Source organism: Pseudomonas sp. No.21, assembly GCF_054558415.1.
This window is the reverse complement of sequence record NZ_BAAJNO010000003.1, coordinates 424267-450664: the sequence shown is the minus strand read 5'-3', so window position 1 is coordinate 450664 and position 26398 is coordinate 424267. Positions and strand designations below refer to the sequence as shown.

Here is a 26398-nt window from a genome sequence, read left to right as displayed (position 1 = left end):
GGCAAGCCGACCCCTGGGCTGCATGGTTTCCCCGCTGCGCCCTTAGTGGGTCCCCGCGTTCGCGAGGATGACGAGGTGTGGGGGAAGCCCGGACCACTCCGTCACCCCCGCGCGCGCGGGGGCCCACTGGACGGCAAGCCGATCCCTGGGCTGCATGGTTTCCCCGCTGCGTCCTTTAGTGGGTCCCCGCGTTCGCGAGGATGACAGGGTGCGGGGAAGCCCGAATCACTCGTCACCCCCGCGCACGCGGGGGGCCACTGGACGGCAAGCCGATCCCTGGGCTACGTGGTTTCCCCGCTGCGCCCTTTAGTGGGTCCCCGCGTTCGCGAGGATGACCGGGTGCGGGGAAGCCCGGACCACTCCGTCACCCCCGCGCACGCGGGGGCCCACTGAACGACCACGCGCCCATGAAAAAAGGGGCCGAAGCCCCTTTTCCCAGCGAACCGCGCGTTACTTCGCGGTGCCGATATCGCCGTTTTCCCAACGCGATTCGCTGTTGGCCAGCGCCCCGGCGATGGTCGACAGGTTGGCGTCCGGCAGCGCGTCCGGCAACGGGTCGACACCGGCGCTGATGAACAGCTGGCTGTACGCGTTGCGCAGGTCGGCGTAGGACAGGTCGCGCTTGAGCTGTGCCTGCAGGGTGTTGAGCTCGCCCTGGATCAACTCCAGTTCGCCGATGCTCTGGGTGCTGTAGCGATTGCGCAGTTGCTCGGCGATCTGCCCGTCCAGGTCGGCCAGTTGCTGGCTGGTCTGGAACTGGCGCTGGGCCTCGTGGAAGTTGGCGTTGGCCACGTACAGCTGGGCCAGCACCGCCATGGACATGGCCTGGCGACGGGCTGCCGCCACGCTCTCGCCGGCCTTGGCGACGTCGATGGCCGCCGGCGCCGAGAGCACGTTGAACAGGTTCCAGGTGACTTTCACGCCGTAGTCGGCCCAGCTCTGGTTCACCAGGAAGCTGTTGCTGTCGTAGTGGCCGCCGGCGGAGAACTCGAGGCCGGGCAGCAGGCGCAGCATGGCCTTGCGGGTTTCGGCGGCGCTGATGCGTGCCTGGTAGTCCTGCTCGCGCAGCTCGGGGCGGCTGGCCAGGGCCTGCTGCTCCAGCTGGGTGAAGTCGACCTTGAGCTCGGGCACGTTGTAGGTGTCGGTTGAGGCGAGCTGGTAGTCGGTGTTCAACGGCAGGTTGATCAGCGCGGCCAGCTCGGTCTTGGCCAGGGTCAGGGCGCGGCGCTGCTCTTCCAGCTGGCGGGTGGCCTCGATCAGCGCGCGCTGGTAGCTGAGCACCTGCACGGTGTCGCCGATGCGCTGGCGGCTCATGTCGCGGCTGTCGGTACGGGCCTTGTCGACACGGCTCATCAGGCTGTCGATCTGCTTGAGCAGGCGTTCGGCGGCCACGGCACGCCAGTAGGCGGAGCGCACGTCCTGGGTGATGGTGTGGATGACCTTGCGGCGGCGCTCCTCGACGATCAGGCGCTGGTCGGCCTGCTGCTTGGCGCTCATGTAGCTGACGCCGAAGTCGAGCACGTTCCACACCATGGTCAGGTCCGCCACGCCACGGTCGCGGTCCTGGGAGGTCGAGGGTTCCAGCGACTGGGTGCCGGTCTCGATGCTCTGGCTGCTGGAGGCGCTGACGTTGTTGCGCCCCGCATAGCCGGCCGACAGCGCCATGCGCGGCAGCATGTCGAAGCTGGCGAGGTCGATCTGGCGCTCGGCCATGGCCTGCTCCATCACCTTCAGGCGCGCCTCCAGGTTGTACTTCACGGCGCGGGCCATGGCCTGGTGCAGGGTCAGCGGGCCGGACAAGGGCTCCTGGCCCTTGAACATGGCCTGCAGGTCGGTGCGGGCGCGCTCCTCGCTCACGCTCTTGTCGATGGGCTGGGTCGTCACGGCGCAGCCACTGATTGCCAATGCCAGCAGGCTGGCGGCGAATACCTTGTACTTGTTGTGGTTGGTCATCCTTGTGCCGCCCCCTGGTACGGCTGGTAATTGGATTTCCCTGACTCGGTTCAACCCTGGGCGGCCGCCCCCGCGACCTGGCCCAGGGCCTGTGCCAGCTGGCGCACCTGGCGCTGCTCGGCTTCCTTCATCTCATGCAGCTGCTGGCCGAGGGTGGGCGCGCCGAAGCTGCGTCCGCCCTGCCCGTTGCCGCGTTGCTTGTCGAAGATCTTCTCGTTGCTTTCCTGCGGCTTGTCCTTGCTGAACAGGCCGGAGAAGGTGCTGGCGCCGAATACGCCGCCATCCCCGCCACCGAAGCCGAGGAAGCCCGCACCGCCGCCATCGCCGCCGCTGTCGCTGCTGGCGAACACCTGGGCGATGAAGCTGGGTGCCAGGGCGCCGTTGTTGATGAAGATGTTGCCCACGGTGGGAATCCCGCTGCCGAGGGTCGGTTGCTCGAACAGCGGCGGCGGGATCAGCGGCGAAGTGGTGGTCGAGGGCGGCGGCGCGCTGGGCACGGTGGGCTGCAGCGGCGCCGGGGTGTCGATCGGCGTGGTCACCGGCGGGTTGGCGCGGAATTCCGGATCGCCGTTGTCCAGCGAGCCGATCTGGTAGCCGATGGTGGAGTAGGAGTCGACCATCGCGCTGCCCGGGACGTCGGTGATGCCGGCACCCGCAGCCGAAAGCGACAGGCCCAGGCTGCCCTGGCCGGTGACGCCGCTGACGGTGATGCGGTAGGTGTTGGGGCTCAGCTGCACCAGCGATTGCAGGGTGCCGCTGGCGCTGCCGCCGGTGAGCAGGACGAAGTCGTTCAGGTCCACCCCGGCCACCTCTTCGCTGAAGGTGACGGTGAAGCTCACCGAGCTGTTGGTGGTGGGCGAGGTGCCGTCCAGGGCGATGTTGGTGACCCGTGGCGGTACCGCATCCACCAGCACGGCGCTGGTGTCGCCGACGCTGTTGAGGGTGGTGGTCGCGTCGTTGCCGGCGGCATCGCGCAGGGTGCCGCCGTGGGCGTCGATTGCGCCGCCGACGCTGATCCCGTTGGCGTCCGCCTGGCCGCTGGCGACCGTCAGGCGGAACACCAGGGCGGTGCCGCCCGAGCCGCTGACGTAGTCGGCGTAGACGGTGCCGCCGGTGTCCAGGGTGATGGCCAGGCGCGGGGTGCCGCCGGTGGTGTCCACGGTCACGGCTTCGTCGAAGTTCACCGTGAAGTCGAGGGTGTTGCCATTCAGGTAGGTGCCGTTGGCCGGTACACCGACGGAGGTGACCGCCGGGGCACGGCTGTCGATGGCGTAGTTGTTGGAGTCGGTGGTGCCGAGGCCGGCGTTGCCGGCGGCATCGGTGTAGCCGGTGTTGTCCAGGGTGATCAGGTTGCTGGTGTCGGTGACATTGGCGCTCGGCGTCAGGGTCGCCGTCCAGGTGATGCCGCCGTCACTGCTGCTGAGCCCGCTCAGGCTGCCGTTGGCCACGCTGAAGTCCGCCGTGGTCAGCCCGGTCACCGCCTCGCTGAAGGTGATGGTGACGGTGGTGGTCTGCCCGGCCTTCAGGGCGGTATCGGTGACCACTATGGTGGCGGTGGGCAGCTGGGTATCGATGCCGTAGTTGTTGGAATCGGTACTGCCGCTGCCGGCGTTGCCCGCCAGGTCGGTGTAGCCGGTGTTGTCCAGGGTGATCAGGTTGCTGGTGTCATTGACGTTGGCGCCGGGCGTCAGGGTGGCGGTCCAGGTGATGCCGCCGTCGTTGGAGCTGAGGCCGCTCAGGGTGCCGTTTTCCACGCTGAAGTCCGCCGTGGTCAGCCCGGTCACCGCCTCGTTGAAGGTGATGGTGACGGTGGTGGTCTGCCCGGCCTTCAGCGTCGTGTCGGTGACCACGATGGTGGCCGTCGGACGCTGGGTGTCGATGGCGTAGTTGCCCGAGTCGGTGCTGCCGCTGCCGATGTTGCCCGCCAGGTCCATCACCCCGGAGTTGTTCAGGGTGATGATGTTGGTGGCGTCGCTGACGTTGCCGCTCGGGGTGAAGGTGGCGGTCCAGGTGAGACCGCCATCGCTGGTGCCCAGGCCCGAGAGCGAGCCGCCGGACACCGCGAAGTCCGCCGTGTCCAGCCCGACCACCTGCTCGGCGAAGGTGATGGTGACGGTGGCGGTCTCGCCGATGCGCAGGTTGGTGTCGCTGAGGGTGATGCTGATGGCCGCCGGGCGCACACCGTCCACCACCAGGGCCTTGTTGGCGCCCAGGGAGCCTGCCGCACCGGGGGTGGCCAGGGTGAGGATGGCGTTCTGGTTGGCACCGTCCTTGATGGTGCCGCCATTGAGGCTCAGGGCCGAGGTGGAGGCGTAGTCGAGGTCGGCGGAGGCGTCTCCGGCCTGCACGGTGTAGGTGAAGCTCAGGGTGTCGGAGCCCGAGCCGGACACGTAGTTGAGCACCCGGTCGGTGGCGCCGGTCTCCAGGGTCAGGGTCGGGGTGCCGGTGACGTTGACCGCCGAATCGAAGCGCACGGTGACGGTGATGACATCGCCGATCTTGTAGGTGCCGTTGGCGGTGCTGGACGAGACGCTGGTGACGGTCGGGGCGATGGGCGCGGTCAGGGACAGGTCGTTGCCGCTGCCGCCGATGTAGCTGGTGGTCAGCTGGGTGCCGTTGCCGGCGGCGTTGAACGTGCCGCCCTCGCTGACACCGCTGAAGGTGCCGGCCACGGCATCGGCGGCGTCGTTGACGATCACCGTGTAGCTGTCGCCACTGCCGGCCGCGTAGCCATGGGTGACCGCCAGGGCGGCGCCGGAGACGTCGACGGTGCCGTTGACCACCACCCGGTCGTAGCCGGTGCCGGCGGTGGTGCCGTTGATGTCCAGGGACAGGGTGCTGCCCGAGGCCAGCGTCAGGTTGCCGTTGACGGTCAGGATGGCGACGCCCGCGCCGCCCGGGGACAGGGTGCCGCCGCTCTGCACGACGACGTCGCCGCCCAGGGTGCCGCTGCCGGCCAGGGTCGCGCCGCTGGCCACGGTGGTGGCGCTGGCGGTGCTGCCATCGACCACCAGGGTGCCGGCGGAGACGGTGGTGGTGCCGCTGTTGGTGTTGCTGCCGGACAGGGTCAGGTTGCTGGCGCCGGCCTTGATCAGGCTGCCGGTACCGCTGATGGTGCCGGACAGGGTGGCCGCAGCGCCGGCATTGACGGTCACCAGGCCGGTCAGCGCCAGGGCGTTGTCGAGGGTGGTGGTGCCGGTGATCTGCAGGGTGGTGCCGTTGGCCAGGTTGAGCGCCCCGGCGCCGAGGTTGGCGTCGCTGGCGATGCTCAGGGTCCCGGTGTTGACGCTGGTGCTGCCGCTGTAGGTGTTGTTGCCGGTCAGGGTCAGGGTGCTGGCGCCGGTCTTGGTCAGGCTGCTGCCACTGATCACCCCGGACAGGGTGGTATTGGCACCGGTGTTGACCGTGGCACTGCCGCTCAGGGCGATGGCGTTGTCGATGGTGGTGGCGCTGGTCACCGCCAGGGTGGTGCCGGCGCCCAGGGTCAGCGTGCCGCTGCCGAGGTTGCTGTCGCTGGCCACGCTGAGGGTGCCGGCACTGACGGTGGTGGCACCGTAGGTGTTGCTGCCGGACAGGGTCAGGGTGCTGGCGCCGGCCTTGGTCAGGGTGAAGGCACCGCTGATCACGCCCGACAGGGTCGCGGCGGCCGAGGTGCTCACCGAGGCGTTGCCGCCGAGCACGATGGCGTTGTCGATGGTGCTGGCGCCGGTGAGCGCCAGGGTGGTGCCGGCGGCCAGGTTAACCGCGCCCGAGCCCAGGTTGCCGTCGTTGTCGATGGACAGGGTGCCGGCGCTTACGTAGGTGGCGCCGTAGCCGTTGCTGCCGGACAGGCTCAGGGTGCCGCTGCCGGTTTTCGTCAGGTCGTAGGCACCGCTGATGGCACCACTGAGGGTGACGGCGTTGCTGTTGCCGATGCTGCTGTTGCCGGCCAGGACGATGGCGTTGTCGATGGTGGTAGCGCCCGTGACGTCGAGCACGGTGCCACTCGCCAGGTTGACGGCCCCGCTGCCCAGGTTGCCGTCGCCGGCGATGGACAGGGTGCCGCCGGAGACGGTGGTGGTGCCGCCATAGCTGTTGCTGCCGGACAGGGTCAGGGTGCCGCTGCCCTGCTTGACCAGCGAGCCGGTGCCGGACACTGCACCCGAAACCGAGGTGGAGGTGTTGTCACCCCCGGCGGTCAGGGTGTAGTTGCCCAGTTGGATGCTGGCGTTGGCGTTGTTGCTCGCCAGGCTGCCGACGGTCTGGTCCGAGAGCAGCGTCAGGACACTGTTGCCATTGACCCGCACGGCGTTGGTGTCCGCCATGGAGGCGTCGCCGTTGAGCTTCAGCCAGCCGTAGTTGGCCAGGATGGTGGACCCGCTGTAGGTGTTGGTGCCGGAAAGCGTGGTCGAGTAGGTGGCGGCCCCGGTCTGGTTGAAGGTCACCCCACCGGTGCCGCTGATGCCGCCGGAGAAGGTGGTGTCCGCCGTCTGGTTGCTGGTGAGGTTGAAGCTGCCGAGCGTCACCGAGCCGGCACCGGAGAGGTTGCCGAGCGCTTCGTTGCCGGCCAGCGCCAGGGTGGCCCCGGCCGCGACCGACACGCTGGTGTTGGAGGCGAGCGCATCGCCGCCACTGACCGTCAGGGTGCCCGCGCTGATGGTGGTGGCGCCGCTGAAGGTGTTGCCGGAGCCGGAGAGCGTCAGGTTGCCCGCCCCGGCCTTGGTCAGGGCGCCGCTGCCGGTGATGACGCTGCTGATGGTGGCGGTGTCGCCCGCGCCATGGGTGAAGGTCTGGGTGGTGCCGCCGCCCAGGGTGAGGGTGCCGCCGGTGAGGATCAGGCCGCTGGCCTGGTCCATGTCGAAGGTCAGGCTCTCGTTGATCGACCCGGCATTGAGGTTGAGCGTCTGGCCGGCCAGGTTGCTGGCGAAGACGATGGTCTGGCTGCCGGTGCTGTCGGCCGCGGCGATGGCGACGGCCTCGCTGAAGCTCGTGCCGTTGCTGGCATCGATGGTGGCGGTGTCGCTGGTATTGGTGACGTAGATGAAGTCCGTGGCCACGGTGACGTTGGCGGTGGCGCTGGCGCCGGCACCGTCGTTGAGGGTGACCTTGACGTTGGCATCGCCGGCCGGCGTGTCGTTGCGGTAGGTGATGCGCTGCGCCACATCGTTCACCAGGGCGGTGGTGGCCGTGGTGCCGCTGCTGGTGAAGGTGATGGTCAGCACGCCGCCGGTGTTGGTGAAGGTGGCGAAGGTCTGCCCACCGGACTGCAGGTTGCTGCCACTGACGGTGAACAGCCCGCCGGTGGTGTCGAAGCCCAGCACGTCGCTGCTCACCGCCGTGCCATTGCGCTGGATCACCAGGCTGGCACCGGACCAGTTGCCGTTGCCGCTGTTCAGCGCGCCCAGCTCGGCATCGGCCAGGCTGGCGTTGCTGCCCAGATCGAGGCGCACGGTGTTGCCCGCACCGGCCCAGGCAACGCTGTCGCCGTTGAGGTTGCCGAGGGTCGGTGCCGCGTTGGGGTTGTAGTTGGTATCGGTGGTGCCCCCGTTGGTGGTGTAGATGGTCGAGGTGGACGCACCGTTGTTGCCATCGACGTTGCCGGCTCCGGCCGCCTTGCCGCCCAGGCCGCCACCGCCCACGTTGCCGGTGGCGAGGGTACCGGCGCTGGTGGCGTCCATCCGCACCGTACCGCCGGCGTTCCAGATGGCCCCGACCCCGGCACCACCATCACCGCCACTGCCCGTCCGGCCGTAGTTTGCGGCCTGGTCGCTGGCAACCCCGCCGCCACCGCCGCCACCGGCACCGAGGTTGTTGGTCACGCTGCTGTTGACGATAGTCAGGATGCCGCTGCTGGTGTTGTAGATGCCGCCTGCGGCAGCAGCCCCCCTGCCGCCGGCCGCCGATGAGCCACCACCACCGCCGCCGCCGCCGATGCTGATGCTGCCGTTGTTGGCCACCCCGCCCGATCCCCCGGCGGTGTAGCCGGCAGTGTTCGAACCGTTACCGAAGTAGCTGCCACCCGAACCTGCCGCAGCGCTGCCGCCACGCCCCCCGAAGTCGGGGTTGGGACCGCCGCCATTACCTCCGGTGACAGTGGCAGGTGAGGTGGGCGTTATGGCGGCACCGGCGCTGGTTCCCCCGGTGCCGCCGAGGGAGGTGCCAAAACCACCACCGCCGCCGCCGCCGCCGGCGTAGTTGCCACCGAAGTCGCCACCGCCACCGCCGCCGCCGGATGCCTTGTTGGCGGTGATGGTGCTGTTGGTGATGGTCAGTACGCCCGCGTTGCGGATAGCCGCGCCCAGGCTGTCCATGGCGGGGGCACCTTCATTGGCCCCGTTGCCGACGAGCAGGCCGTTGCGGATGGTGATGTTGTCCAGCGCGACCTTGGAGTTGGCGCCGCTGGTGGTCACGTCCAGCACCCGGGTCTTGTGGGCCCCGTCCAGCGCGAAACCGCCGCCGACGATCTGCAAGGTATGGCCGTCGGTGACGTTGATGGTGATGCCGTCGCTGCTGCTGGCGAAGGTGATGTTGCCGGTGAGGGTGATGACGTCGTCGACACCGTCGGTATTGCCCGTGGCAATGGCGCTCTTCAGGGCGGCGATGTTGTTCACCGCCGTGGTCACCAGCAGGTGGTCGTAACCACCCAGGCGCGACAGGTTCAGGGCGCTGCTGGCCGCGATCTGGCCGGTGGCGATCTCCAGGTCCCAGTCACCGCCCTTGGCGTTGCCGCCGGTGTTGTCGTCGGAAGCGGCGATGTCCGCCCCGGTCATGCCGGCCAGCTTGGTGACGAAGGCCTGGCCTTCGCTGCCGGCCCCCACTTCGCAGCCGTAGAGGAGGATGTCGCCATCGGTGGTCAGCGCCTTGCCGATGCTGGAAAGCTGGGAGGCGTATTGCCCGAGGTTGCCTTCGAACAGCGGCCCGTTGCCCAGCAGCAGCACCCCGGAATCGCCGTGGGAAATGATGTGGATGGCGTCGATGCCGGTGCGCCCGGCCAGGGCGTCGGCGATCTGCTGCACGCCGTCCTTGTTGGTGGACAGCAGCACCACCTCGGCATTGGGCGAGACGGCCTTGAGCAGCTCCTGGTAGTTCGGCGCACGGGTATCGACGAAGACGATTTCCTTGCGCACGCCGTTCTGCCCGTCGGTCACCGGGCTGGCCTGCAGGTCCTGGGTGCCGTGGCTGTTGTCGGCGGTGCCGGCATGGCTGCTGTCGCTGGCGCCGGTGTCATGGGCCGCGTCGGCCGCCGTGGGGGCGGAGGTGGCCGCCGAGGCGGCGGTATCGGCAACCGTCGCGGCCACCGCGCCGTCGAACATCATGCGCGGCTCCAGCGCACTGATCAGCGGCAGCGGGCACGCCAGGGGCGCAGCCTCCGCACCTTTGGCCTTGCCGTTGCGACCAGCCTTCCTCGAATGACCCCAGCCCATGACCTCTACCTCCTCGTTCCGGCGCCCGCCTCGGCGGGTGCTCAGTTGCGTTCTTGTTCCAGGGCCCGGGCATCCCGGGCGGTCCTGATCACATGGGCCTCGCTGTTACGCGAGTCCTTCCAGAAATCCAGTTGCGCGTACTGCTCGAACAGATCCGGCGGCAGCAGGGTGCGCCGCGCCGCCACTTCGACCTTGGGCCGCACCTTGTGCAGGCCGCGCAGGCCCAGGGCCTGGTCGAACTCCGGGGCGTCGTACTCGACATGCTCGAAGTCGTGCTCGAACCAGGGCTCGCCAAGGAACTCGTAGACCAGCCGCAGCACCCGCTCGGGCGTGGCCACCAGCAGGTCGTAGTCCACCAGCAGCAGGGAGCGGGCGTGCTCGCCGTAATAGGCATCCTTGAGCGCCGACCAGGGCAGGCCCACCAGGCGGTTGCGCTGGGCCAGGGTCTCGACCCGGCTGTAGACGGTGTTGCGCTCGTTGTCGTCGTTGAACAGCTTGGTGATCTCGTACGGGTTGGCGCGGTAGAGCCGCTCGATGCTGTCCATCACCCAGGCGACATTGCGCACGCAGGCGATCACCCTGGCCTGGGGGAACAGGTCCAGCAGGGCAGGCAACCGCGCGCACCACTGGCGGTTGGTGTCGAAGATCACGTCCCGCCCGGCCTGGTCCGCGTAGTAGTTGCTGAACAGCCCGGCGAGCAGGCGCTTGCGCTGCTCCTGGGTCACCACCGGGCCGAACTCGCTCTCGGCGCCGAACTGCTTGAGCAGGGCCGAGAAGAAGCTGCCCACCGGGCTGGTCATGCCGGCGTGGAAGCGCGGGTTCTGCCGCAGCAGCGCCGCCAGCAGCGTGGACCCCGAGCGTGGCAGCCCCGAGATGAAATGGAAGGCGGGTGATGAATTGGCCATGGTCTGCGTGTACGTCTGCCTGTCGATGAGTCTCTGCCCGATCACGGAGCCGCCGGTGCCGCGAGGCACCGGCGGCGCAGGTTCATCAGTTGCGGGAGGGGAAGACCCCTTCCATCGCGATGATGAAGTTCACCCCGAGGAAGGGATTGCGCAGGCTCACCGGCTGGCTGCCGCCGGCGACCTGCACCGTCACGTTGACGGTGCTGGGGTTGGTCAGCGGAACCGGATTCGCCATCGCGGTCGACCAGATGGCCGCCGCAGAGGCCGACCCGCCGACGGACCCACCCAGTACGGAGTTGGTGGCGCTCGGAACCAGTGCCGGGCTGGTCGGCGTGCCGGCAGCGGAAATCGTGCTGGTGCCGGTGGCGACGTGGGTGTGCATCGGCATCTGGGTCTGGAGCAGGGTGACGTTCTCGGTGCCGCCGACCTCGCCGAGGTCGATCATCGAGAGGCCCGGCCCCTGGAACTGGCCGACCGGCGAGCGGCCGCGCAGGTCCGGCAGCCCGAAGGTGGTCTGGCCGTTACCGCCGTAGACGGTGCCCAACAGGGAAAACAGCGCGGTGTTCTGCGCAATCCCCACGATCTGCCCCATGCAGAATGCGTAGCCCCGGGGCGCAAAGTTGCCGCCGAACATCTTGATCTCACCGATGAAAGGTTCCACGTGTTGACTCTCCTCTGGCTCTGGTTTTGCGCGCCCTTAAGGCTCGGCGCGTGTGCATGTTTATTGTTGTGGTCTATGCCGGCCGGTCGGTGTGGAACACGGCCTGGAGTACAGGGCGCCCGTCCGGGGTGGGCATTGCGGGGGTCAGCAGAAGCTCCCAGCCCGGCTCCCCCGGCAAGCCCAGGCGGTAGACGTCCTGGGGCAGGCTGCATTGGGAAGGCAGGGCGAAGTGGGCGAGGTAGCACTGGTGCCGGGGGGTCATGGCGGTGCCCTCCTCGACGGCGAGCAGTTCGATGGGCAGCACCTGCTCCGGCGACAGCCAGAGGTGGAAAGGCTGGCCGACGATCTCGGTGAGCAGTGCGAAGGAAGGCATCGGGTGCATGGGCAATTCCTCAGGACAGACCGGCCGGACGTTGCGCAGGCACGGCCATGGCCTGCGGGCTGCGAGGGGCGCGGCGCAACTTCAGGTACACGCCGTTCTCCCCCACCACCTCGAAGCCGTGGCGGCTGTAGAGGTGCTGGGCCGGGTTGTAGGATTCCACGTGCAGCCCCGCGCTGAGGCCCTCGCGGTCGGCCCGTTCGAGAAAGCGGCCCAGCAGCTCGCCGCCGATGCCACGGCCACAGGCCTCGGGCAACAGGGCCAGGTCGATGATTTGCAGGTGGGTGTCGGTCCACAGCAGGTAGGCCCGGCCTACGGGCTGGCCGGCCTCTTCGATGACGTATTGCTCGGCGTCGGCGTAATGCACCTGGTAGTAGCCGCACTGGGATTCGAACTGCTGGTCGAGGAAACGCTCGCAGCCCGCCTGGTCCCAGGGGGTGTGCTGCATCTCGTGGGCACGGGTGGTGCCGTACAGCGCCCGCAGGAAAGCGCGATCGGCGGACGTTGCCAAGCGGAGGTTCAAGGTCTGGAAAGACATACGACGTGCATCCTTGCTGGCCCGGGGAAAGAGCCTACAACTGTGGTTACAGTTTCCCTGCTTGCAGCATAGACGAGGATTTCAGTTGGCCACCATCGAAAAATCACCGTTCGGCGGTTTGGGCAATGAATGTGAAAGCGCATTCACAACTGCCGAGGTGCAAGCGCCTCCAGCGCCTGATAGGGCGCCCTCGCCCAGCGCTCCACAGCCGCCCGTGTGGCCTCGTCCGCCTCGTTGCGCTTGGCCTCGCCATCGGCACTGAAGGCTTGTCCGGGGCGCTTGGCGTCACACCCGGCCACGGCCTGCAGGTGCGGCACGGCGGCCGGGTCGATGCCCAGGAGCGGCCCCAGGCGGCCCCAGAGGGCATCGGGCAGTTCGCGGTAGTTCAGGGCCACCGCCTCGCCGGCCGCGCACAGGCCGAACCCGGCCTGCAGCAGGTGGCCGACCATCCAGGCGAGGTAATCGCCGGGCGCCAGCGCCTCCCGCCCCGGCAGGCCGTCCAGCCCGGACGGGCCCAGCAACCCGGGGACCGCGTGCAGCCCGGGCTGGCGCCGCTGGGACACCACCACCTCCAGCGGGTCGCGGTAGAGGAACAGGCACGGCACCTCGGGGTAGAGCCGGCGCAGCAGCTGCGCCTCGAAGAGGTTCCAGGCGTCCAGCTTGACCACCAGCCGGGTCTCGTCGCCGCAGCGCCGCTGGCCATAGGCCGAGCACAAGGCGCGCACCGCATCCGCCTGCCAGGCGGAGGCCGTGGGGTCGCGGTAGTGCGCGCGCAGCAAGGCATCCAGCGGCGGCGGCTCGGACAGCACCACGTGCCCCGGCAGGGCTCGCAGCAACTGCGCCAGCAGGGTGGAGCCGCAGCGGGAGGTGTGGAACACCAGCAGCGAAGGTTCCAGGCCGGGGCTGCGGGCCTGCCAGTCGAACAACGCGTCCAGGCCGGTCTGGCGGCGCAGGGCCAGGTTGAACGGCAGGCGCAGCGCCTCGTCCACGTCGTCGCTGAAGAAGGGCCGTACCAGGGGCGCGGTGCCGAACCAGGCCCAGTCCAATTGCCAGGTGCCGGCCTCCTCGAAGGCACGGATCGGCAGCCATTCGGTGAAATCCAACGGGGTCATCGCACACTCCATTGCCGGCTCCAGGCCTGGCGTCCCTGGCGCGTGGCCATGCGCACATCGGCCTCGCCGAACACCAGCCCGAGGGCCTGGCCGGCGGCTACCGCCTCACGGCAGAAGTCGGTGGGGTCGGTGATCCGTTGCAGCGCTTGGGCCAGTTCCGGGCGCTGTTGCACCTGCTCGTTGAACGCGGCGAAGGCCCGTACGCCCCGGCTCGGTTGCAGCGCAGGCGTCGTCGGCAACCCGTCGGCGAGGGCCTCGCGCAGGCGCGTATCCATCATGCAATCCAGCACCAGGTGAATGCGCGGGCCCGGACCGGGGTTGTCCACCCGATGCGGGCGGGACAGGTCGATGAACCAGCACTCACCGGGCGCCATCGGCACCTGCCGGCCGTCCACCAGGAACTCCACCCCGGGCGGGCTGAGCAGCGGCACGTGCAGGCGCAACGGCCCCTCCGGCGCGCCGAGGTCGGGGTCGCAATGCTCGCGGATGCTGGCGCCGGCGCCCAGGCGCAGCAGGCGCGCGCTGCGCAGGCCCTCGCCGAACCGCTCGATGGCCGCCGGCCAGGCCGGGTCGGCCGCGCACAGGGCGCTGCGGGCCACCGGGCCGAAGCCCGGCGCCAGGGGAATCGGCGCGTCCACCGCCGCCACCAGGTCGATCCCGCTCCAGTCGCCCTGGTAGTAGGCGGTGTTGAAATGCGCCACCCAGGCCGTCGGGTCGATCCGCTCCAGGGCCGCGAGCAGCGGCGCCAGGTCGAAGCGCCAGGGCAGGCGGGAACAGATCGGCAGGGTTACGTCCATGGAACCTTCCTTGGCAAATGGGCTAGAAACCGCTTTCCCTGACACCCAACGCCGCCATGCGGCGCCAGGCGAAGCCCAGCAGCGACTGCCGGCTGCCCTCCAGCACCACCACGCCGCGCAGTGGCTGGGCGGGGGGCGGCAGGTCCTGCAGCAGGCTGAGGCGCACGCCGTACTGGGCCTGCACCGGCTCGGCGCGTTGCTGGGCGTTGCGTCGCACGGCCACCTGGCCGTGGTGGTCGGAGGTCAGCGCCTCCAGTTCGAGGTAGGCGACGCCGGTGGTGTCCACTTCGTCCAGGCGCACCGCGAAGGCGGGCCGCGCCGGGTCGTCGGCGATGAAGCGGCCCTCGGCCCCCGGCGCCACGCGCCAGAGGTTTTCCTCGGCCAGGTAGCCGCGCAGGCGCAGCCCGGGGGCGATCACCCGCGCCAGGGTCTCGCCGCTGTGCAGCCAGCGGCCCACCACCAGGTCCGGTGGCAGGTCGCGCACCACGCCGGCCAGGGGCGCACGCAGTTGCAGGCGCTCGCGCTGGGCGGCCAGGCCGCGATACTCGGCCACGGCCTCGGCCAGTTGCTGCTCGATCACCCCGGTCTCGGCGGCGGTCTCGCTGCGCCCGGCCTGGCGCCGCAGCTGCAACTGGAGGATGTCGATCTCGCGGCGGACGATGCCCTGGCGCGCGTCCAGGTCCGGGGATTCCAGCTCCACCAGCAGGGCGCCCTGCTCCACCGTGTCGCCGTCCTTCACCCGTACCGCCTTGACCCGCGCGCCGATGGGCGCGTGCAGGGTGCCGGTGCGCGCGGCCTCCAGCATGGCCGGCACGTCCACGGCGTTGCGCCAGGGCACCAGCAGCACCAGCAGCACCAGCCCCAGGGCCGAGCCTGTGAGCAGCACCTTGCGCGGGTCGGCCTGGTCGCGGCGCTGCCACCACTCGCCGAATTCCTTCCAGATCGGCAGGCCGATGAACCACACCAGTTCCACCAGCATGAGGAAGATGCCCAGCACCTTGAAGAACAGGTGGTAGACCGTCAGCGCGATGCCGAAGAACAGCGCCGCGCGCCAGATCCACGAGCCGTAGCTCCACAGCAGCAGGCGGCGCTGCATGGCTGGCGACCAGGGCTCCGGGGCCGGTTCGCCGTAGCCGAACAGCGCCTCGCGCAGGCGCCAGCGCCCCAGGGCGAAGGCGCGGTTCTGCAGGTTGTCGACGCCCCACAGGTCGCTCAGCAGGAAGTAGCCGTCGAAGCGCATGAAGGGGTTGAGGTTGATCGCCAGGGTGGTGATCCAGGTGGCGCTGGCCAGCATGAAGGCGGCGGTACGTGCCGGGCCGTCCGGCAGCAGCGACCAGGCCAGCAGGGCCAGCACCGCCAGCACCAGCTCAGCGAGCACGCCGCCGGCGCCGATAAGTAATCGCGAGCGCCGGTCCTGCACCCGCCAGGCGTCGCTGACGTCGGTGTAGAACATCGGCAGCATCACCATGAAGGCCAGGCCCATGCTCTGCACCCGGCACCCCGCGCGCTTGGCCATGAAGGCATGGCCGAACTCGTGGCAGAGCTTGGCGAAGGTCAGCGCGATGCCGAAGGCCAGCGCGCCGCCGAAGCTGAACAGGTGCGGGAAGGTGGCGAGGAAGCGCTCCCAGTCCCGGGCCACCAGGAACAGCCCGAGCAGCAGGATTACCGGCAGGCCGCGTCGCAGCAGCCAGGGGCCATTGCGTTCCAGCACCGGCCAGGCACGGTTGAGGAAGCGATCCGGCCGCCACAGCGGGATGCGGAAGAACAGGTACTGGTGCAGCACCTGCTGCCACAGGCTGTGGCGCGTGCTGGCGACCTTGAGGGCATAGCTGGCCCGCTGTTCCGGGTCGAGGGCGGCGATCAGGTCGTGCCCGCGCAGAAAGCGCAGCATCTGCTCCAGCTCGCCGGCGCCCAGGGGCGCGCCCGGCTCGGCGTTGGCGGCCGCCAGCACCTGCTGGGGCTCACCCCGCGACCAGTGGCGCAGCAGGCGGACGGCGGCGGCACCGAGCTTGAAATAGCGGCCACGCAGGGGGTCGGCCAGGGTCCATTGCGGCGCGCCGTCGCGGTCCGGCGCGGCGGGCGAGAGCTGCAGGTCGGGGCGCAGGGCGGGCAGCATCAGAATCCCAGGCCCTGGCGCAGCGCGGCCAGAGGGCGGCGCAACAGGTAGTAGGCCAGCGGCGCGCGGTCACCGAAGAGCTTGGCGGTGCCGCGCAGGCCGATGCGTGGCGGGGCATCGGCGAAGGCGGCGTCGAGGCGATAGGCCAGTTGCCCGGCGGCGGTGGCCTGGGCCTCGTAGGCGGCGCGTTCAAGGCGTGCGTCGTGGCGGTTGAGCGGGTCGCTGTCGAGGAACAGCGCCACCTCGGCGCCGGGTTGCAGGGCGATGGCGTCGCCCACGGGCAGTTCGATGCGCAGCTCGGCCTGGGCCGGGTCGGCGATCTGCATCAGCCGCTCGCCGGTCTGCACCGGCTTGCCGGTGAGGCGCTCGGCATCGGCGAACACGGCGATGCCGGCGCGCTCGGCGCGGACTTCACTGCGCGCCAGCAACTGCCGGGCGTAGTCGCGCTCGGCGCGCTTCTGCTCCACGCGGGCGGCCAGCAGGTCGATGCGGGCGCTGGATTCGGCGTCGGCGAAGGCGCGCTGGCTGTTGGCCTTCAGCTCCGCCTCGGCCACCCCCAGGGCGCGTTCGGCGACATCGGCCTGGGCCTTGAGGGTAGTGGCGTCGAAGCGCACCAGCAGGTCGCCGGCGGCAACGCTCTGGTTGGGCTTGACGAGGAATTCGGCGATCACCCCGTCCAGCGGCGCAGCCACCACGCGCCCGCCCTGGGGCACCACTTCGGCCGGCGCCAGCACCGACTGGCGCACCGGCACCAGCAGCACCAGGGCCAGCGCGCCGGCCAGGGCCAGGAGCTTCTTCTTCGGCCAGCGCAGGCGCCAGGGCTTGCGCGGCTGCAGGGCCAGCCAGGCGTGCGCGTAGGTGTCGCCGAGCTGCACCAGCAAGGCCTGCTCGGCCTCGCTCCAGGGGGTGTCGCGGGCGATCCACAGGCCGCCGAAGACCTCGCCCTGGCGATCCTTCAACGGCAGCCAGAAGGCCTGGGCGGCGGACAGCGCCTGCCAGTCCTCGCGGCTGCTCTCGTCCAGGCTGCTCGGCTCGACGACGCCGGGCTCGCCCAGTTGGCCCGCAGCCAGGCGCTGGGCCGCCGCACGCTCGACGAAGGCGACGAAGGGGGCGTTGGGTTCCACCACGCTGATGCCGGTGAGCGCGCGGACCTTGCCAGTGATCAGCAGCGCGGCATGGCGATAGCCGAATACACCCTGGCCGTCGTTGACCATGGCGAAGGCCAGTTGCGAAGACGTCCCGGCCTTGCGGGCCTGGGCCTGCAGGCCGAGGAAGACCGCGAAGACCCGCTCGGCGAAGCCGGGCAGCGGCGCGTTCATCGGCTCTCCGGGAAGCGTGCGCTGCCGCTCATGCCGGCCAGCAGGCCGGGCGCGTCCTCGGGCAGGGCGCCGATCAGCAGCAGGGTCTGGCTGCCTTCGTCGATGCGCGCACCGAGGCGCTTGACCGTGGCCTTGAGCGGCTTGCCGGTCTCGTCGGGCACGAATTCGAAGGGTTCACCGGGCTTGAGTCCGCCGAGCCAGCGCGATGGCACCAGCAGGTGGATCTCCAGGGTGCGGTTGTCCACCACCTCCAGCAACGGTGCGCCGCTGGGCACGCTTTCGTGGGGCTGCACGCGACGCGAGACCACCTGTCCATCGAAGGGCGCCTTCACCTGGCAACGCTGCACCTGCACCTGGTAGACCTGGGCTTCCGCCTGGGACTGCGCCTGGCGCGCCTCGGCCAGGGCGACCTCGAAGCGGCCGACGGAGTTGAGCGCGGCCAGTTGCTGCTTGTTCTTCAGCTCCTCGCGGGCGGCGCGGGTGGCGGCGTTGGCGGCATTGAGCTGGGCCTGGTAGGCGGCGCAATCGAAGCGCACCAGCACCTCGCCTTTCTTGAAGGCCTGGCCTTCGGCATAGGGCATCTCGGTGATGCGACCGGCCAGTTCACTGGCCAGCACGGCCTGGTCACGAGCGCGCAACACGCCGCGGGCGGCGCTGCCGGGGGTGGCGGACGCGGCGGGCGCATCGAGCAGCGGGTCCGGCGTCGACAGGTCCTGCGCCCCGGCGCTCATCGCCAACCCCATCAGGCCGAACAACGTCCACAGCATGCGATTCATAACAATCCTTCCCTGGGTCACAGACCCGCGAGTCTATGGGAGCCGTAGGACAATAGGAATCTAGGTGACGGGCGCTTCTTCGGATATTGGCCGGATAGGACCGGGAGATCGCTGCAGGGAGACGAGTTTCGCTCCGCTCGCGGAGCGCCGCCCAGCCCACCCTCCGGGCTCCGTGATCAGCCAAGCCTCGAGCCCGCCGAAAATACGGTGGGCTGAAGCCCACCCTACGCCCACCCGCGCACCCACACGGCTGCGCTCGGCGCCCACCTAGGGTGCGAAGCGGGTCAGACCATGTCCAGTCGCTGCTTGCGGGTCGGCGCCGGGTAAGCGCGGTCGATCAGGGCGAGGTCGTCGGCGCTCAGGCCGAGATCGGCGGCGCGGGCGTTCTGCCGGATGTGCACGGGATCGACCGCCTTGGGGATGGCGATCACGCCGTCCTGGCGCAGCGCCCAGGCCAGGGCCACCTGCGCCGGGGTGGCCTCGTGACGGCGGGCGACTTCCAGCAACGCCGCATCACGCAGCAGGCTGCCGCCCTGCCCCACCGGGCAGTAGGCCATGAGCGGCATGCGCTGGCGCTGCTGCCAGGGCAGCAGGTCGAACTCGATGCCGCGCGACTCGGGGTTGTACAGCACCTGGTTGGCGGCGCAGCCAGCGGGCAGGCCCTGCAGGTCGGCCAGGTCGAAGTTGGAGACGCCCCAGCGCAGGATCTTGCCCTGCTCGCGCAGGCGCTCGAAGCCTTCCACCGTTTCCTCCAGCGGATGCTCGCCCGGCCAGTGCAGCAGGTAGAGGTCGATGCGGTCGGTACCCAGGCGCCGGAGGCTGCGCTCGCAGGCCTGCTCGACGCCCGTGCGGCTGGCGTTCCACGGGTAGACCTTGCTGACCAGGAAGACCTGCTCGCGATGCCCCGCGATGGCCTCGCCCACCACCTGCTCCGCACCGCCTTCGGCATACATCTCGGCGGTGTCGATCAGGCTCATGCCCAGCTCCAGGCCCAGGCGCAGCCCGGCGACTTCGCGGGCGCGCTGGTCGGGGCGCTCGCCCATGTGCCAGGTGCCCTGGCCGATGGCGGGTACGGCGGTGCCGTCGGGGAAGGTGATGCTGCCCATGGCGGTTCTCCTCAGAAATGAATGTCTTCGGCCTGCTGCAGGCGCATGGGGTTGCGGGGCTGGATGAACTCGCCCCAGACCCAGTTGTGGTGGGCGACTATCGCCTCGGCGCTCTGGTGCGGCCGGTCGCGGGTGGTGTGCGCATCGCTGGCCAGGATGACGTTGAAGCCCTCGCTGGCGGCACGGCGGATGGAGGTATCGACGCAGAATTCCGTGGCGTAGCCGGTCACCACCAGGTCGGTGACGTAGAGCTTCTCCAGGGTGGACTTGAGCTCGGTCTCGAAGAAGGCGTCGCAGGCGGTCTTGCGCAGCACCCAGTCGTTGTCGCCTCGCTCCAGCCCCGGGTGCAGCTGCCAGCCGATGCAGCCGGGCTCCAGCTCGCTGCCGGGCTCGCCGTCGTGCTGCACGTAGATCACCGGCACCCCGGCGCTGCGTGCACGGTCGGCCAGGCGGTTGATCCGCTCCAGTACCTGCCCGGCGCGCCAGGGCTCCGGGGGGGTGAGGAACAGCCCCGCCTGCATGTCCACGACCAGCAATGCCTTGCTCATTTCCACTCCTTGAATGCACGCATCGAAACGCGCGGATAGTGCGGCTTCCCGCCGCGTCGGTAAAGCCGTGCGTCGGGGCGGGCACGACCGTCCGTCTTGCATGGGGAAACTCGCCCCGGGGCCGCAGTCAGAACCATCAGGACCCACCGCTCGCCCAGCCCGGGCGGGACTTGCCGCGAGTACGCCGCCATGCAGACAGGACGCGACCTCCGTATCGATTTCTTCCGAGGGCTGGCCCTGGTGTTCATCTTCTGGGACCACATACCGCACAACCCGCTCGGCCAGGTCACGCCCCGCAACGTCGGCTTCAGCGACGCGGCGGAGATCTTCGTCTTCCTCGCCGGCTACGCGGCCGTGCTCGCCTACGGCAAGCTGCTGCTGCGCGACGGCTACGCGGTGGCCTGCCTGCGCGTACTGCGCCGCGTGTGGGTGCTGTACGTCGCCCACATCTTCCTGCTCGCCGTGCTGATGGGCGTGGTGTTCTACACCAACAACCACGTGGACAGCCGCAACTTCATCAACGAAATGGGCCTGGACTACTTCCTCGCCAACCCGCAACAGGCGCTGATCGACGAACTGCTGCTGCGCTTCAAGCCCAACCTGATGGACCCGCTGCCGCTGTACGTCGTGCTGCTGGCCGGGCTGCCGCTGATCCTGCCGCTGCTGATGCGCTGGCGCTACGCCGCCCTGGCACTCTCCGGGGCGCTGTACCTGTGCGCGCCCGGGTGGAACCTCAGTTCCCACCCGGGCGGCGAATGGTTCTTCAACCCGCTGGCCTGGCAATTCCTCTTCGTTCTCGGTGGCGTCGCCGCGCGCCATGCCCAGGCCCGCCCGGCCGATGCACCGCCGGCCACCTGGAGGTCGCCGCTGTTCTTCGCCGCCGCCGGCTACCTGGTATTCAGCGCCGTGGTCGCCCTCAGCTGGAAGGTGCCGGGCCTGCATGACGCCTGGATGCCGAAGTGGCTGGGCGATGTGCTCTACCCGCTGGACAAGACCGATCTCTCGCCCCTGCGCCTGCTGCATTTCCTCGCCCTCGCCCACGTCGTGGCCGTGCTGCTGCCACGTACCGACTGGCTGACCCGCTGGCCGGCCCGCGAGGTGTGCCGCATGGGCATGCATTCGCTGGAAGTGTTCTGCCTCAGCGTGCTGCTGGCGCCGCTGGCCGATGCCATCGCCACGCTCTATGCGCTCGATGCCGTGGGCCAGGTGGCCCTGGCCTGCGCCGGGGTGCTGCTGATGTCGGCCCTGGCAGGCTGGCTGGACCTGAGCAACCGGCTCAACCAGCGCAAGCCGCCGAAGGCCGCGCCGGTGCGCCTGGCCAACCCGGGCTACGGGGTACCCCGCACCCTCTACCGCATTCAGCCCTGAGGCCGGGCGATCAACAGCAGCGAAAGCGGCAGGCCGCTGCCGGGGTGGCGGGGCTCGTGCAGCGCTTCCAGCACCAGGCCGCTGCGCCCCAGCAACGCCAGCCAGGACGCCAGGGTGCGGTAGTACCAGGGCATCGGCTCGGTGAAGGCGCCCTCGAAGGCGGCGAAGGTCTCCAGGCGCCAGCCATCGCGGTAGCCCTCCTCGCCGGCGGCGCTCCAGGGGTGGACGGTCTGCAGCAGCAGGGCGCCGCCGGGTGCCAGCGCCTGGGAGATCGCCGCCAGCAACGGCTGCAGGTCCTCGTCCAGCAGGGCGAAATTGCACACCACCGCATCGAAGCGGCCGAAGCGCAGGGGCTGTTCGGCGAGGCCCCGGTAGTCACAGCACTCGAAACGGCCGCCGGCAGCCCGGGCCAGCTCCACCAGCGCGGGCGACGCATCCACGCCCAGGGCGGCGATGCCCCGCTCGCCCAGCGCGCGACACAGCCAACCCTCGCCGCACCCCAGGTCCAGCACCCGCTGCGGGGCACGCGCGTCGATCGCCTCGAGCATCGCCCGGTCGGTCGCCACGCGGCGGCTCTCGATGCGTCCGCCACGCACCGCGTCGCTCCAGGCGGCGGCGTTGGCGCGCCAGCTGCGCTCGATCTGCTGCCGGTTATCGTCTGACATGGCTGATCGCCTCGTATTCCGTCGTTTCGGAGCGCTCTCCGGTTCCCAGCAACTACGCTTTGTACAAGAGCGGTAACGCGCCAGCCAGGCCATCCGATCATGGGCGTTTTATGGCAAACCGACGCATCGTCCACCCAGGTACCCAAAGGTAGCCTCGAAGACGTGACCTCGCGCTCCCGTCGTCCCCGACGCAAGAAACACCGCCTGGCGTTCTGGAGCTTCATGCTCGCCTCCGCCGCCTTGCTCGGCTACGCCGCCCGCGAGGAAATGCGCAGCTCCTGGCTGCAGTCCCGGGAAATCAGCCGCTACGCCGCGACCCTCACCTACCGCCTCGACGAGGGCCCCAGCGACGCCATCCTCTACCCCCACGACGGCCCCTTCGACAAGCGCCTGGGCTACGTCTACCTGCCGCAGATGCTGCAGCGCCTCGACGCGCGCGGCTACGCCATCCGCCGGCAGGTGCGTTTCTCCCCGGAGCTGATGGACTACAGCCGCCATGGCCTGTTTCCGCCGTACCGGGAGAAGGTCCAGGCGGGCATCGACATCAGCGACTGCCGGGGCGAGCCGCTGTACCGCTTCAGCTACCCGCAACAGCTGTATTCCGGTTTCTCCGCCATCCCGCCGCTGCTCACCCGCAGCCTGCTGTTCATCGAGAACCGCTACCTGCTGGCCGACCAGCCCCTGGCCAACCCGGCGGTGGACTGGCCGCGCTTCATCAAGGCGGCGCTGACCCAGGCCGGCAAGGTGCTCGACATGCCCGGCCAGAGCGCCGGCGGCAGCACCCTGGCGACCCAGCTGGAAAAGTACCGCCACTCGCCTTCCGGCCTCACCCTCTCGGCGGGCGAGAAGATCCGCCAGATGGCCTCGGCCAGCGTGCGCGCCTACCAGGGCGGCCCCGAGACCCTCGCCGCACGGCAACGCGTGGTGCTCGACTACCTCAACAGCGTGCCGCTCTCCGCGGTGCCGGGCCACGGCGAGGTGCACGGCATGGCCGATGGCCTGCGGGTCTGGTACGGCGCCGACTTCGAGCGCACCAACCGCCTTCTCGCCGAGGACCAGCAGGAGCCCGAGCGCCTGCAGGCACGGGGCCAGGCGCTGCGCGAAGTGGTGTCGCTGATGATCGCCCAGCGGCGGCCCTCCTATTACCTGTCACGCGGGCGCGAGGAGCTGGAGGCGCTGACCGACAGCCACCTGCGCCTGCTGGGCAACGCCGGCGTGCTCCACCCGGCCCTGGGCCGGGCGGCGCTGGAGGCGCGCCTGGTCTTCCGTGACCTGCAGCAGGAGCCGGCGCTGTCGCGCATCGAAGGCAACAAGGGCGTCAGCCTGGCGCGGGCGCGCCTGTCGAGCCTGCTGCAGATGCCGCTGTACGACCTCGACCGCCTCGACCTCGCCGCCAGCAGCAGCCTGCAGGGCGAGCTGCAGCAGGCCGTCACCACCTACCTGCACGACCTCGCCGAACCGGCGTTCGCCGAGCAGGCCGGGCTGTTCGGCGAGCGCCTGCTGTCGCCGGAGAAGACCCGCGAGGTGCGCTACAGCTTCACCCTCTTCGAGCGCACCCCCTCGGGCAACCAGGTGCGGGTGCAGACCGACAACACCGACCAGCCCTTCGACATCAACGAGGGCAGCAAGCTGGAGTTGGGCTCCACCGCCAAGCTGCGGGTGCTGGCCACCTACCTCGACTACATCGCCGCGCTGCACGCGCGCTACGGCGAGATGCCGGCGGCGGAGCTGGGCAAGGTGCGGGTCGACCCGCTGGACGCCCTGAGCCGCTGGGCCCTGGACTACCTGGCCGGCACCCGCGACCGCAGCCTGGCGCCGATGCTGGCAGCAGCGCTGGACCGCACCTACTCGGCCAGCCCCTTTGAGAGCTTCTTCACCGGCGGCGGGCTGCACACCTTCAGCAACTTCCGCAAGGAGGACAACGGCCGCAACCCCACCCTGCGCGATGCCCTGCGCGAGTCGATCAACCTGCCCTTCGTACGCCTGCTGCGCGACATCGTGCGCCACGACATCTACCGCCCCGACGGCGGCAAGGTGGCGCTGCTGTCCGACGACAAGGACCCGCGCCGCCAGGGCTACCTGGACCTGTTCGTCTCCCGCGAGAGCCAGACCTACCTGCTGCGCTTCTGGAACAAGTACAAGGGCAAGGATACCGACGAACGCATGGCCACCTTCCTCGACGGCCTGCGCCCCTGGGCCTCGCGCCTCGCCGCCATCCACCGCTACCTGCAACCCCAGGCCGACCGTGCCACCTTCGCCGCCTTCATGCGCGAGCGCCTGCCCAACGAGGCCCTGGGCGAGAAGCGCCTCGACCAGCTGTACGACCGCTATGGCCCCGGCGCCTTCAACCTCAACGACCAGGGCTACGTGGCGCGGGTGCACCCGCTGGAGCTGTGGTTGCTGGCCTACCTGCAGGGCCACCCGCAGGCGACCTACCGCGAGGCAGTGGAAGCCAGCGGCGGGCCACGCAGCGAGGTGTACGGCTGGCTGTTCAAGTCGCAGCGCAAGAACGCGCGGGACAAGCGCATCCGCATCATGCTGGAGGTGGAGGCCTTCCTCGACATCCACCAGCAGTGGCGGCAGCTGGGCTATCCGTTCGATCACCTGGTGCCGTCGCTGGCGACCGCGCTGGGCAGCTCCGGCGACCGCCCGGCGGCGCTGGCGGAACTGATGGGGATCATCGTCAACGACGGCGTGCGCCTGCCCACGGTGCGCATCGACCGCCTGCACTTCGCCGCCGACACGCCCTATGAAACCCAGCTCAGCCATGCGGCGGTGCCGGGCAAGCGGGTGATGGCCTCGGAAGTGGCGACGGCGCTGCGCGAGGCGCTCTCGCAGGTGGTGGACGCCGGCACCGCGCGGCGCCTGCAGGGCACCTTCACCCAGCCCGACGGCAAGCCGCTGGTGATGGGCGGCAAGACCGGCACCGGCGACAACCGCCTGCAGACCGTGGGGCGCGGCGGCCAGGTGATCAGCTCCAAGGCGCTGAACCGCACCGCCACCTTCGTCTTCTACCTTGGGCCCCGGCACTTCGGCACGCTGACCGCCTACGTGGCAGGCAGCCAGGCCTCGAACTTCCGCTTCACCTCGGCGCTGCCGGTGCAGGTGATGAAGGGCATGGCGCCCATCCTCCAGCCCTACCTGGAACCCGGCCGCGCCACCCTGTGCCAGATGCCGGAAGCCTCGGTGCAGGCCAGCCGGCTCTGAGGGTTCACTCCTGGCGGCGGCGCACGTCGATGAACAGCGACTCGACCTTCTCCCGCGCCCAGGGCGTCTTGCGCAGGAAGGTCAGGCTCGACTTGATGCTCGGGTCGCTCTTGAAGCAGCGGATATCGATGCGCTTGGCCAGGCCGTCCCAGCCGTACTTGGCGACCAGCTCTTCGAGGATCTTCGCCAGGGTCATGCCGTGCAGGGGGTCTTGGGAGCTCACGTAAACGCCTCGATGGGTGGGAAAGCGTGGCAGCTTAGGGCAATGGCCGTGCCTTGCGAAGGGGAACCTCCCGTAGGGGCGACTTCAGTCGCCAAGCGGCGCGCAGTGCCGCCATCGCGGGAGCGAATCCATTCGCGAAGCGTGCGTCAGCATGGGTTTCGCTTTGCTCTACCCATCCTACGGGCTCGGCACGCGCGTGACGGCGGCCTTCGTAGGATGGGTAGAGGTACGAAACCCATCGATGGGGCGCATCAGACACAAGAACGTACCAAGCCCGGCAACCTTTGGTGGAGGTAAAAAGCGGCTCCACCACGCATCGATCATGCCCAGTGGCGGCCCTGATCACTTCAATCCCGCCACCCCGGCGATGATCAGCGCCACCGACAGCAGCTTCATCGGGGTGATGGATTCGCCCAGCAGCGCCACGCCGAGGATGACGGTGCCGAGGGTGCCGATGGCGGTCCAGATCGGGTAGGCGACGCTCACCGGCAGCACGCGCATGGCCAGGGTCAGGAAGTAGATGCCGGCGATGGCCGCCAGCACCACCAGGGCGCTGGGCAGCGGTTGGGTGAAGCCGTTGGCGTACTTCATGCTCATGGCGAAGAGCACTTCGAAGAACGCCGCGATCAGCAGGAACAACCAGGCCATGGCGACCTCCTCAGAAGACCTCGGCCAGTTCCACCAGGGCGCGCTCGGCACGCTGGTAGGACTGCTGGAAGGCGTCGCCGCCGAACTCGTCGTTCTCCACCGCCACCACGGTGACCTCGGTGATGCCGATGTAGCCGAGCACGGTGCGCAGGTAGGTGTCGGCGTGGTTCATGTGGGCATTGGCGCCGCCGGGGCCGTAGCCGTGGTCGCCACGGGTGGTGATGATCAGCGCCTTGCGCCCCAGCACCAGTGGTGTGTAGGGGTTGCCGGGGCGGCTCGGGTCGAAGTCGAAGGTGCGGCGGATGCGCACGATCTGGTCGACCCAGGCCTTGACTCCGCTGGGTATGCCGAAGTTGTACATGGGCGCCGAGATCACCAGGCCGTCGGCGGCGAAGACTTCGTCCACCAGCAGGTCGCTCAGGGCCAGGTCGGCCTTCATCACCTCGGTGCGGTTCTCCGGCTCGGGGTGGAAGGCGGCGGCGATCCAGCCTTCGGTGACCGGCGCGATGGGTGAGCGCCCGACTTCGCGGTGCACCACCTGGCGGGCGGCATCCTGGCCCTGCCAGGCAGCGAGGAAGGCGTCCTGCAGGCGGCGCGAGTGGGAACGTTCGCCACGGGGGCTGCCTTGGATCGAGAGAATGCGATTCATCTGTTACTCCTGGGTCCGGGTAATT

The 26398-nt window shown here is 69.6% G+C and carries 18 protein-coding genes and 2 pseudogenes; 2 read left to right on the top strand and 18 right to left on the bottom strand.

Annotation, left to right across the window (positions count from 1 at the left end):
* Nucleotides 1-450 precede the first annotated feature (450 nt).
* From ACYJSS_RS07955 to ACYJSS_RS07890, 14 genes and pseudogenes are all read right to left on the bottom strand, one after another.
* Nucleotides 451-1953: a TolC family protein gene (locus ACYJSS_RS07955; RefSeq protein WP_111264038.1), complete on the bottom strand. Its 1503-nt coding sequence runs from the start codon at nt 1951-1953 to the stop codon at nt 451-453.
* A gap of 1258 nt (nt 1954-3211) precedes the next feature.
* A pseudogene (locus ACYJSS_RS07950) lies at nt 3212-7448 on the bottom strand (beta strand repeat-containing protein); the annotation flags it as partial.
* Nucleotides 7449-8567: 1119 nt separating this feature from the next.
* Nucleotides 8568-9245: pseudogene (locus tag ACYJSS_RS07945) on the bottom strand (DUF4347 domain-containing protein); the annotation flags it as partial.
* Between the two features lie 152 nt (nt 9246-9397).
* Entirely contained in the window at nt 9398-10261 is an 864-nt protein-coding gene (locus ACYJSS_RS07940; RefSeq protein WP_111260554.1) for a sulfotransferase family protein, read from the bottom strand.
* A gap of 85 nt (nt 10262-10346) precedes the next feature.
* On the bottom strand, nt 10347-10922 hold the full coding sequence (locus tag ACYJSS_RS07935) for a phage tail protein (protein ID WP_236204456.1): 576 nt from the start codon (nt 10920-10922) through the stop codon (nt 10347-10349).
* A 73-nt stretch (nt 10923-10995) separates the two neighbouring features.
* The gene (locus tag ACYJSS_RS07930; RefSeq protein ID WP_236204457.1) at nt 10996-11304 is read right to left on the bottom strand and encodes a DUF6916 family protein; all 309 of its coding nucleotides are present in this window, start codon (nt 11302-11304) and stop codon (nt 10996-10998) included.
* A gap of 10 nt (nt 11305-11314) precedes the next feature.
* A complete protein-coding gene (locus tag ACYJSS_RS07925) occupies nt 11315-11839 on the bottom strand; it encodes a GNAT family N-acetyltransferase (protein ID WP_111260549.1) in 525 nt (174 codons plus the stop codon).
* Between the two features lie 143 nt (nt 11840-11982).
* Complete coding sequence (locus ACYJSS_RS07920; protein WP_111260548.1) at nt 11983-12951, bottom strand: sulfotransferase family protein; 969 nt, start codon at nt 12949-12951, stop codon at nt 11983-11985.
* On the bottom strand, nt 12948-13748 hold the full coding sequence (locus tag ACYJSS_RS07915) for an aspartyl/asparaginyl beta-hydroxylase domain-containing protein (RefSeq protein WP_236204458.1): 801 nt from the start codon (nt 13746-13748) through the stop codon (nt 12948-12950). Before ACYJSS_RS07915 ends, ACYJSS_RS07920 begins: the two co-directional genes overlap by 4 nt.
* Nucleotides 13749-13770: 22 nt before the next feature.
* On the bottom strand, nt 13771-15867 hold the full coding sequence (locus ACYJSS_RS07910) for an efflux RND transporter periplasmic adaptor subunit (protein WP_031288790.1): 2097 nt from the start codon (nt 15865-15867) through the stop codon (nt 13771-13773).
* Nucleotides 15864-17183 carry an efflux RND transporter periplasmic adaptor subunit gene (locus tag ACYJSS_RS07905; protein WP_111260545.1) on the bottom strand — a complete coding sequence of 440 codons (1320 nt, stop codon included), beginning with the start codon at nt 17181-17183 and terminating at the stop codon, nt 15864-15866. Before ACYJSS_RS07905 ends, ACYJSS_RS07910 begins: the two co-directional genes overlap by 4 nt.
* Nucleotides 17180-17926, bottom strand: a complete 747-nt coding sequence (locus ACYJSS_RS07900; RefSeq protein WP_371921681.1) for an efflux RND transporter periplasmic adaptor subunit — start codon at nt 17924-17926, stop codon at nt 17180-17182. The genes ACYJSS_RS07905 and ACYJSS_RS07900 overlap by 4 nt, the downstream gene beginning before the upstream one ends.
* A 317-nt stretch (nt 17927-18243) precedes the next feature.
* Nucleotides 18244-19065, bottom strand: a complete 822-nt coding sequence (locus tag ACYJSS_RS07895) for an aldo/keto reductase (protein WP_236204459.1) — start codon at nt 19063-19065, stop codon at nt 18244-18246.
* A gap of 11 nt (nt 19066-19076) precedes the next feature.
* Nucleotides 19077-19613 (bottom strand): cysteine hydrolase family protein, encoded by a 537-nt coding sequence (locus ACYJSS_RS07890; RefSeq protein ID WP_111260542.1) that lies wholly within the window; start codon nt 19611-19613, stop codon nt 19077-19079.
* Between the two features lie 189 nt (nt 19614-19802).
* Here ACYJSS_RS07890 and ACYJSS_RS07885 point away from each other — a divergent pair, with 189 nt between their 5' ends.
* Nucleotides 19803-20981, top strand: coding sequence for an OpgC family protein (locus ACYJSS_RS07885; RefSeq protein WP_236204460.1), 1179 nt, complete (start codon nt 19803-19805; stop codon nt 20979-20981).
* Here the strand turns inward: ACYJSS_RS07885 and ACYJSS_RS07880 are convergent.
* On the bottom strand, nt 20972-21646 hold the full coding sequence (locus ACYJSS_RS07880) for a class I SAM-dependent methyltransferase (protein ID WP_236204461.1): 675 nt from the start codon (nt 21644-21646) through the stop codon (nt 20972-20974). The two genes, ACYJSS_RS07885 and ACYJSS_RS07880, sit on opposite strands and share 10 nt — an antisense overlap.
* A gap of 99 nt (nt 21647-21745) precedes the next feature.
* Here ACYJSS_RS07880 and ACYJSS_RS07875 point away from each other — a divergent pair, with 99 nt between their 5' ends.
* A complete protein-coding gene (locus tag ACYJSS_RS07875; protein WP_373875093.1) occupies nt 21746-24853 on the top strand; it encodes a transglycosylase domain-containing protein in 3108 nt (1035 codons plus the stop codon).
* 4 nt (nt 24854-24857) lie between these two features.
* On the opposite strand, the gene ACYJSS_RS07870 is transcribed toward ACYJSS_RS07875, so the two are convergent.
* The 3 genes from ACYJSS_RS07870 to ACYJSS_RS07860 all read right to left on the bottom strand — a co-directional run bounded on the left by ACYJSS_RS07870 (nt 24858) and on the right by ACYJSS_RS07860 (nt 26373).
* Nucleotides 24858-25076 (bottom strand): VF530 family protein, encoded by a 219-nt coding sequence (locus tag ACYJSS_RS07870; protein WP_021222097.1) that lies wholly within the window; start codon nt 25074-25076, stop codon nt 24858-24860.
* Nucleotides 25077-25418: 342 nt separating this feature from the next.
* A complete protein-coding gene (locus ACYJSS_RS07865) occupies nt 25419-25724 on the bottom strand; it encodes a DMT family transporter (RefSeq protein ID WP_111260538.1) in 306 nt (101 codons plus the stop codon).
* Nucleotides 25725-25734: 10 nt separating this feature from the next.
* Nucleotides 25735-26373 carry an FMN-dependent NADH-azoreductase gene (locus ACYJSS_RS07860; RefSeq protein ID WP_111260537.1) on the bottom strand — a complete coding sequence of 213 codons (639 nt, stop codon included), beginning with the start codon at nt 26371-26373 and terminating at the stop codon, nt 25735-25737.
* Between the last annotated feature and the right edge of the window lie 25 nt (nt 26374-26398).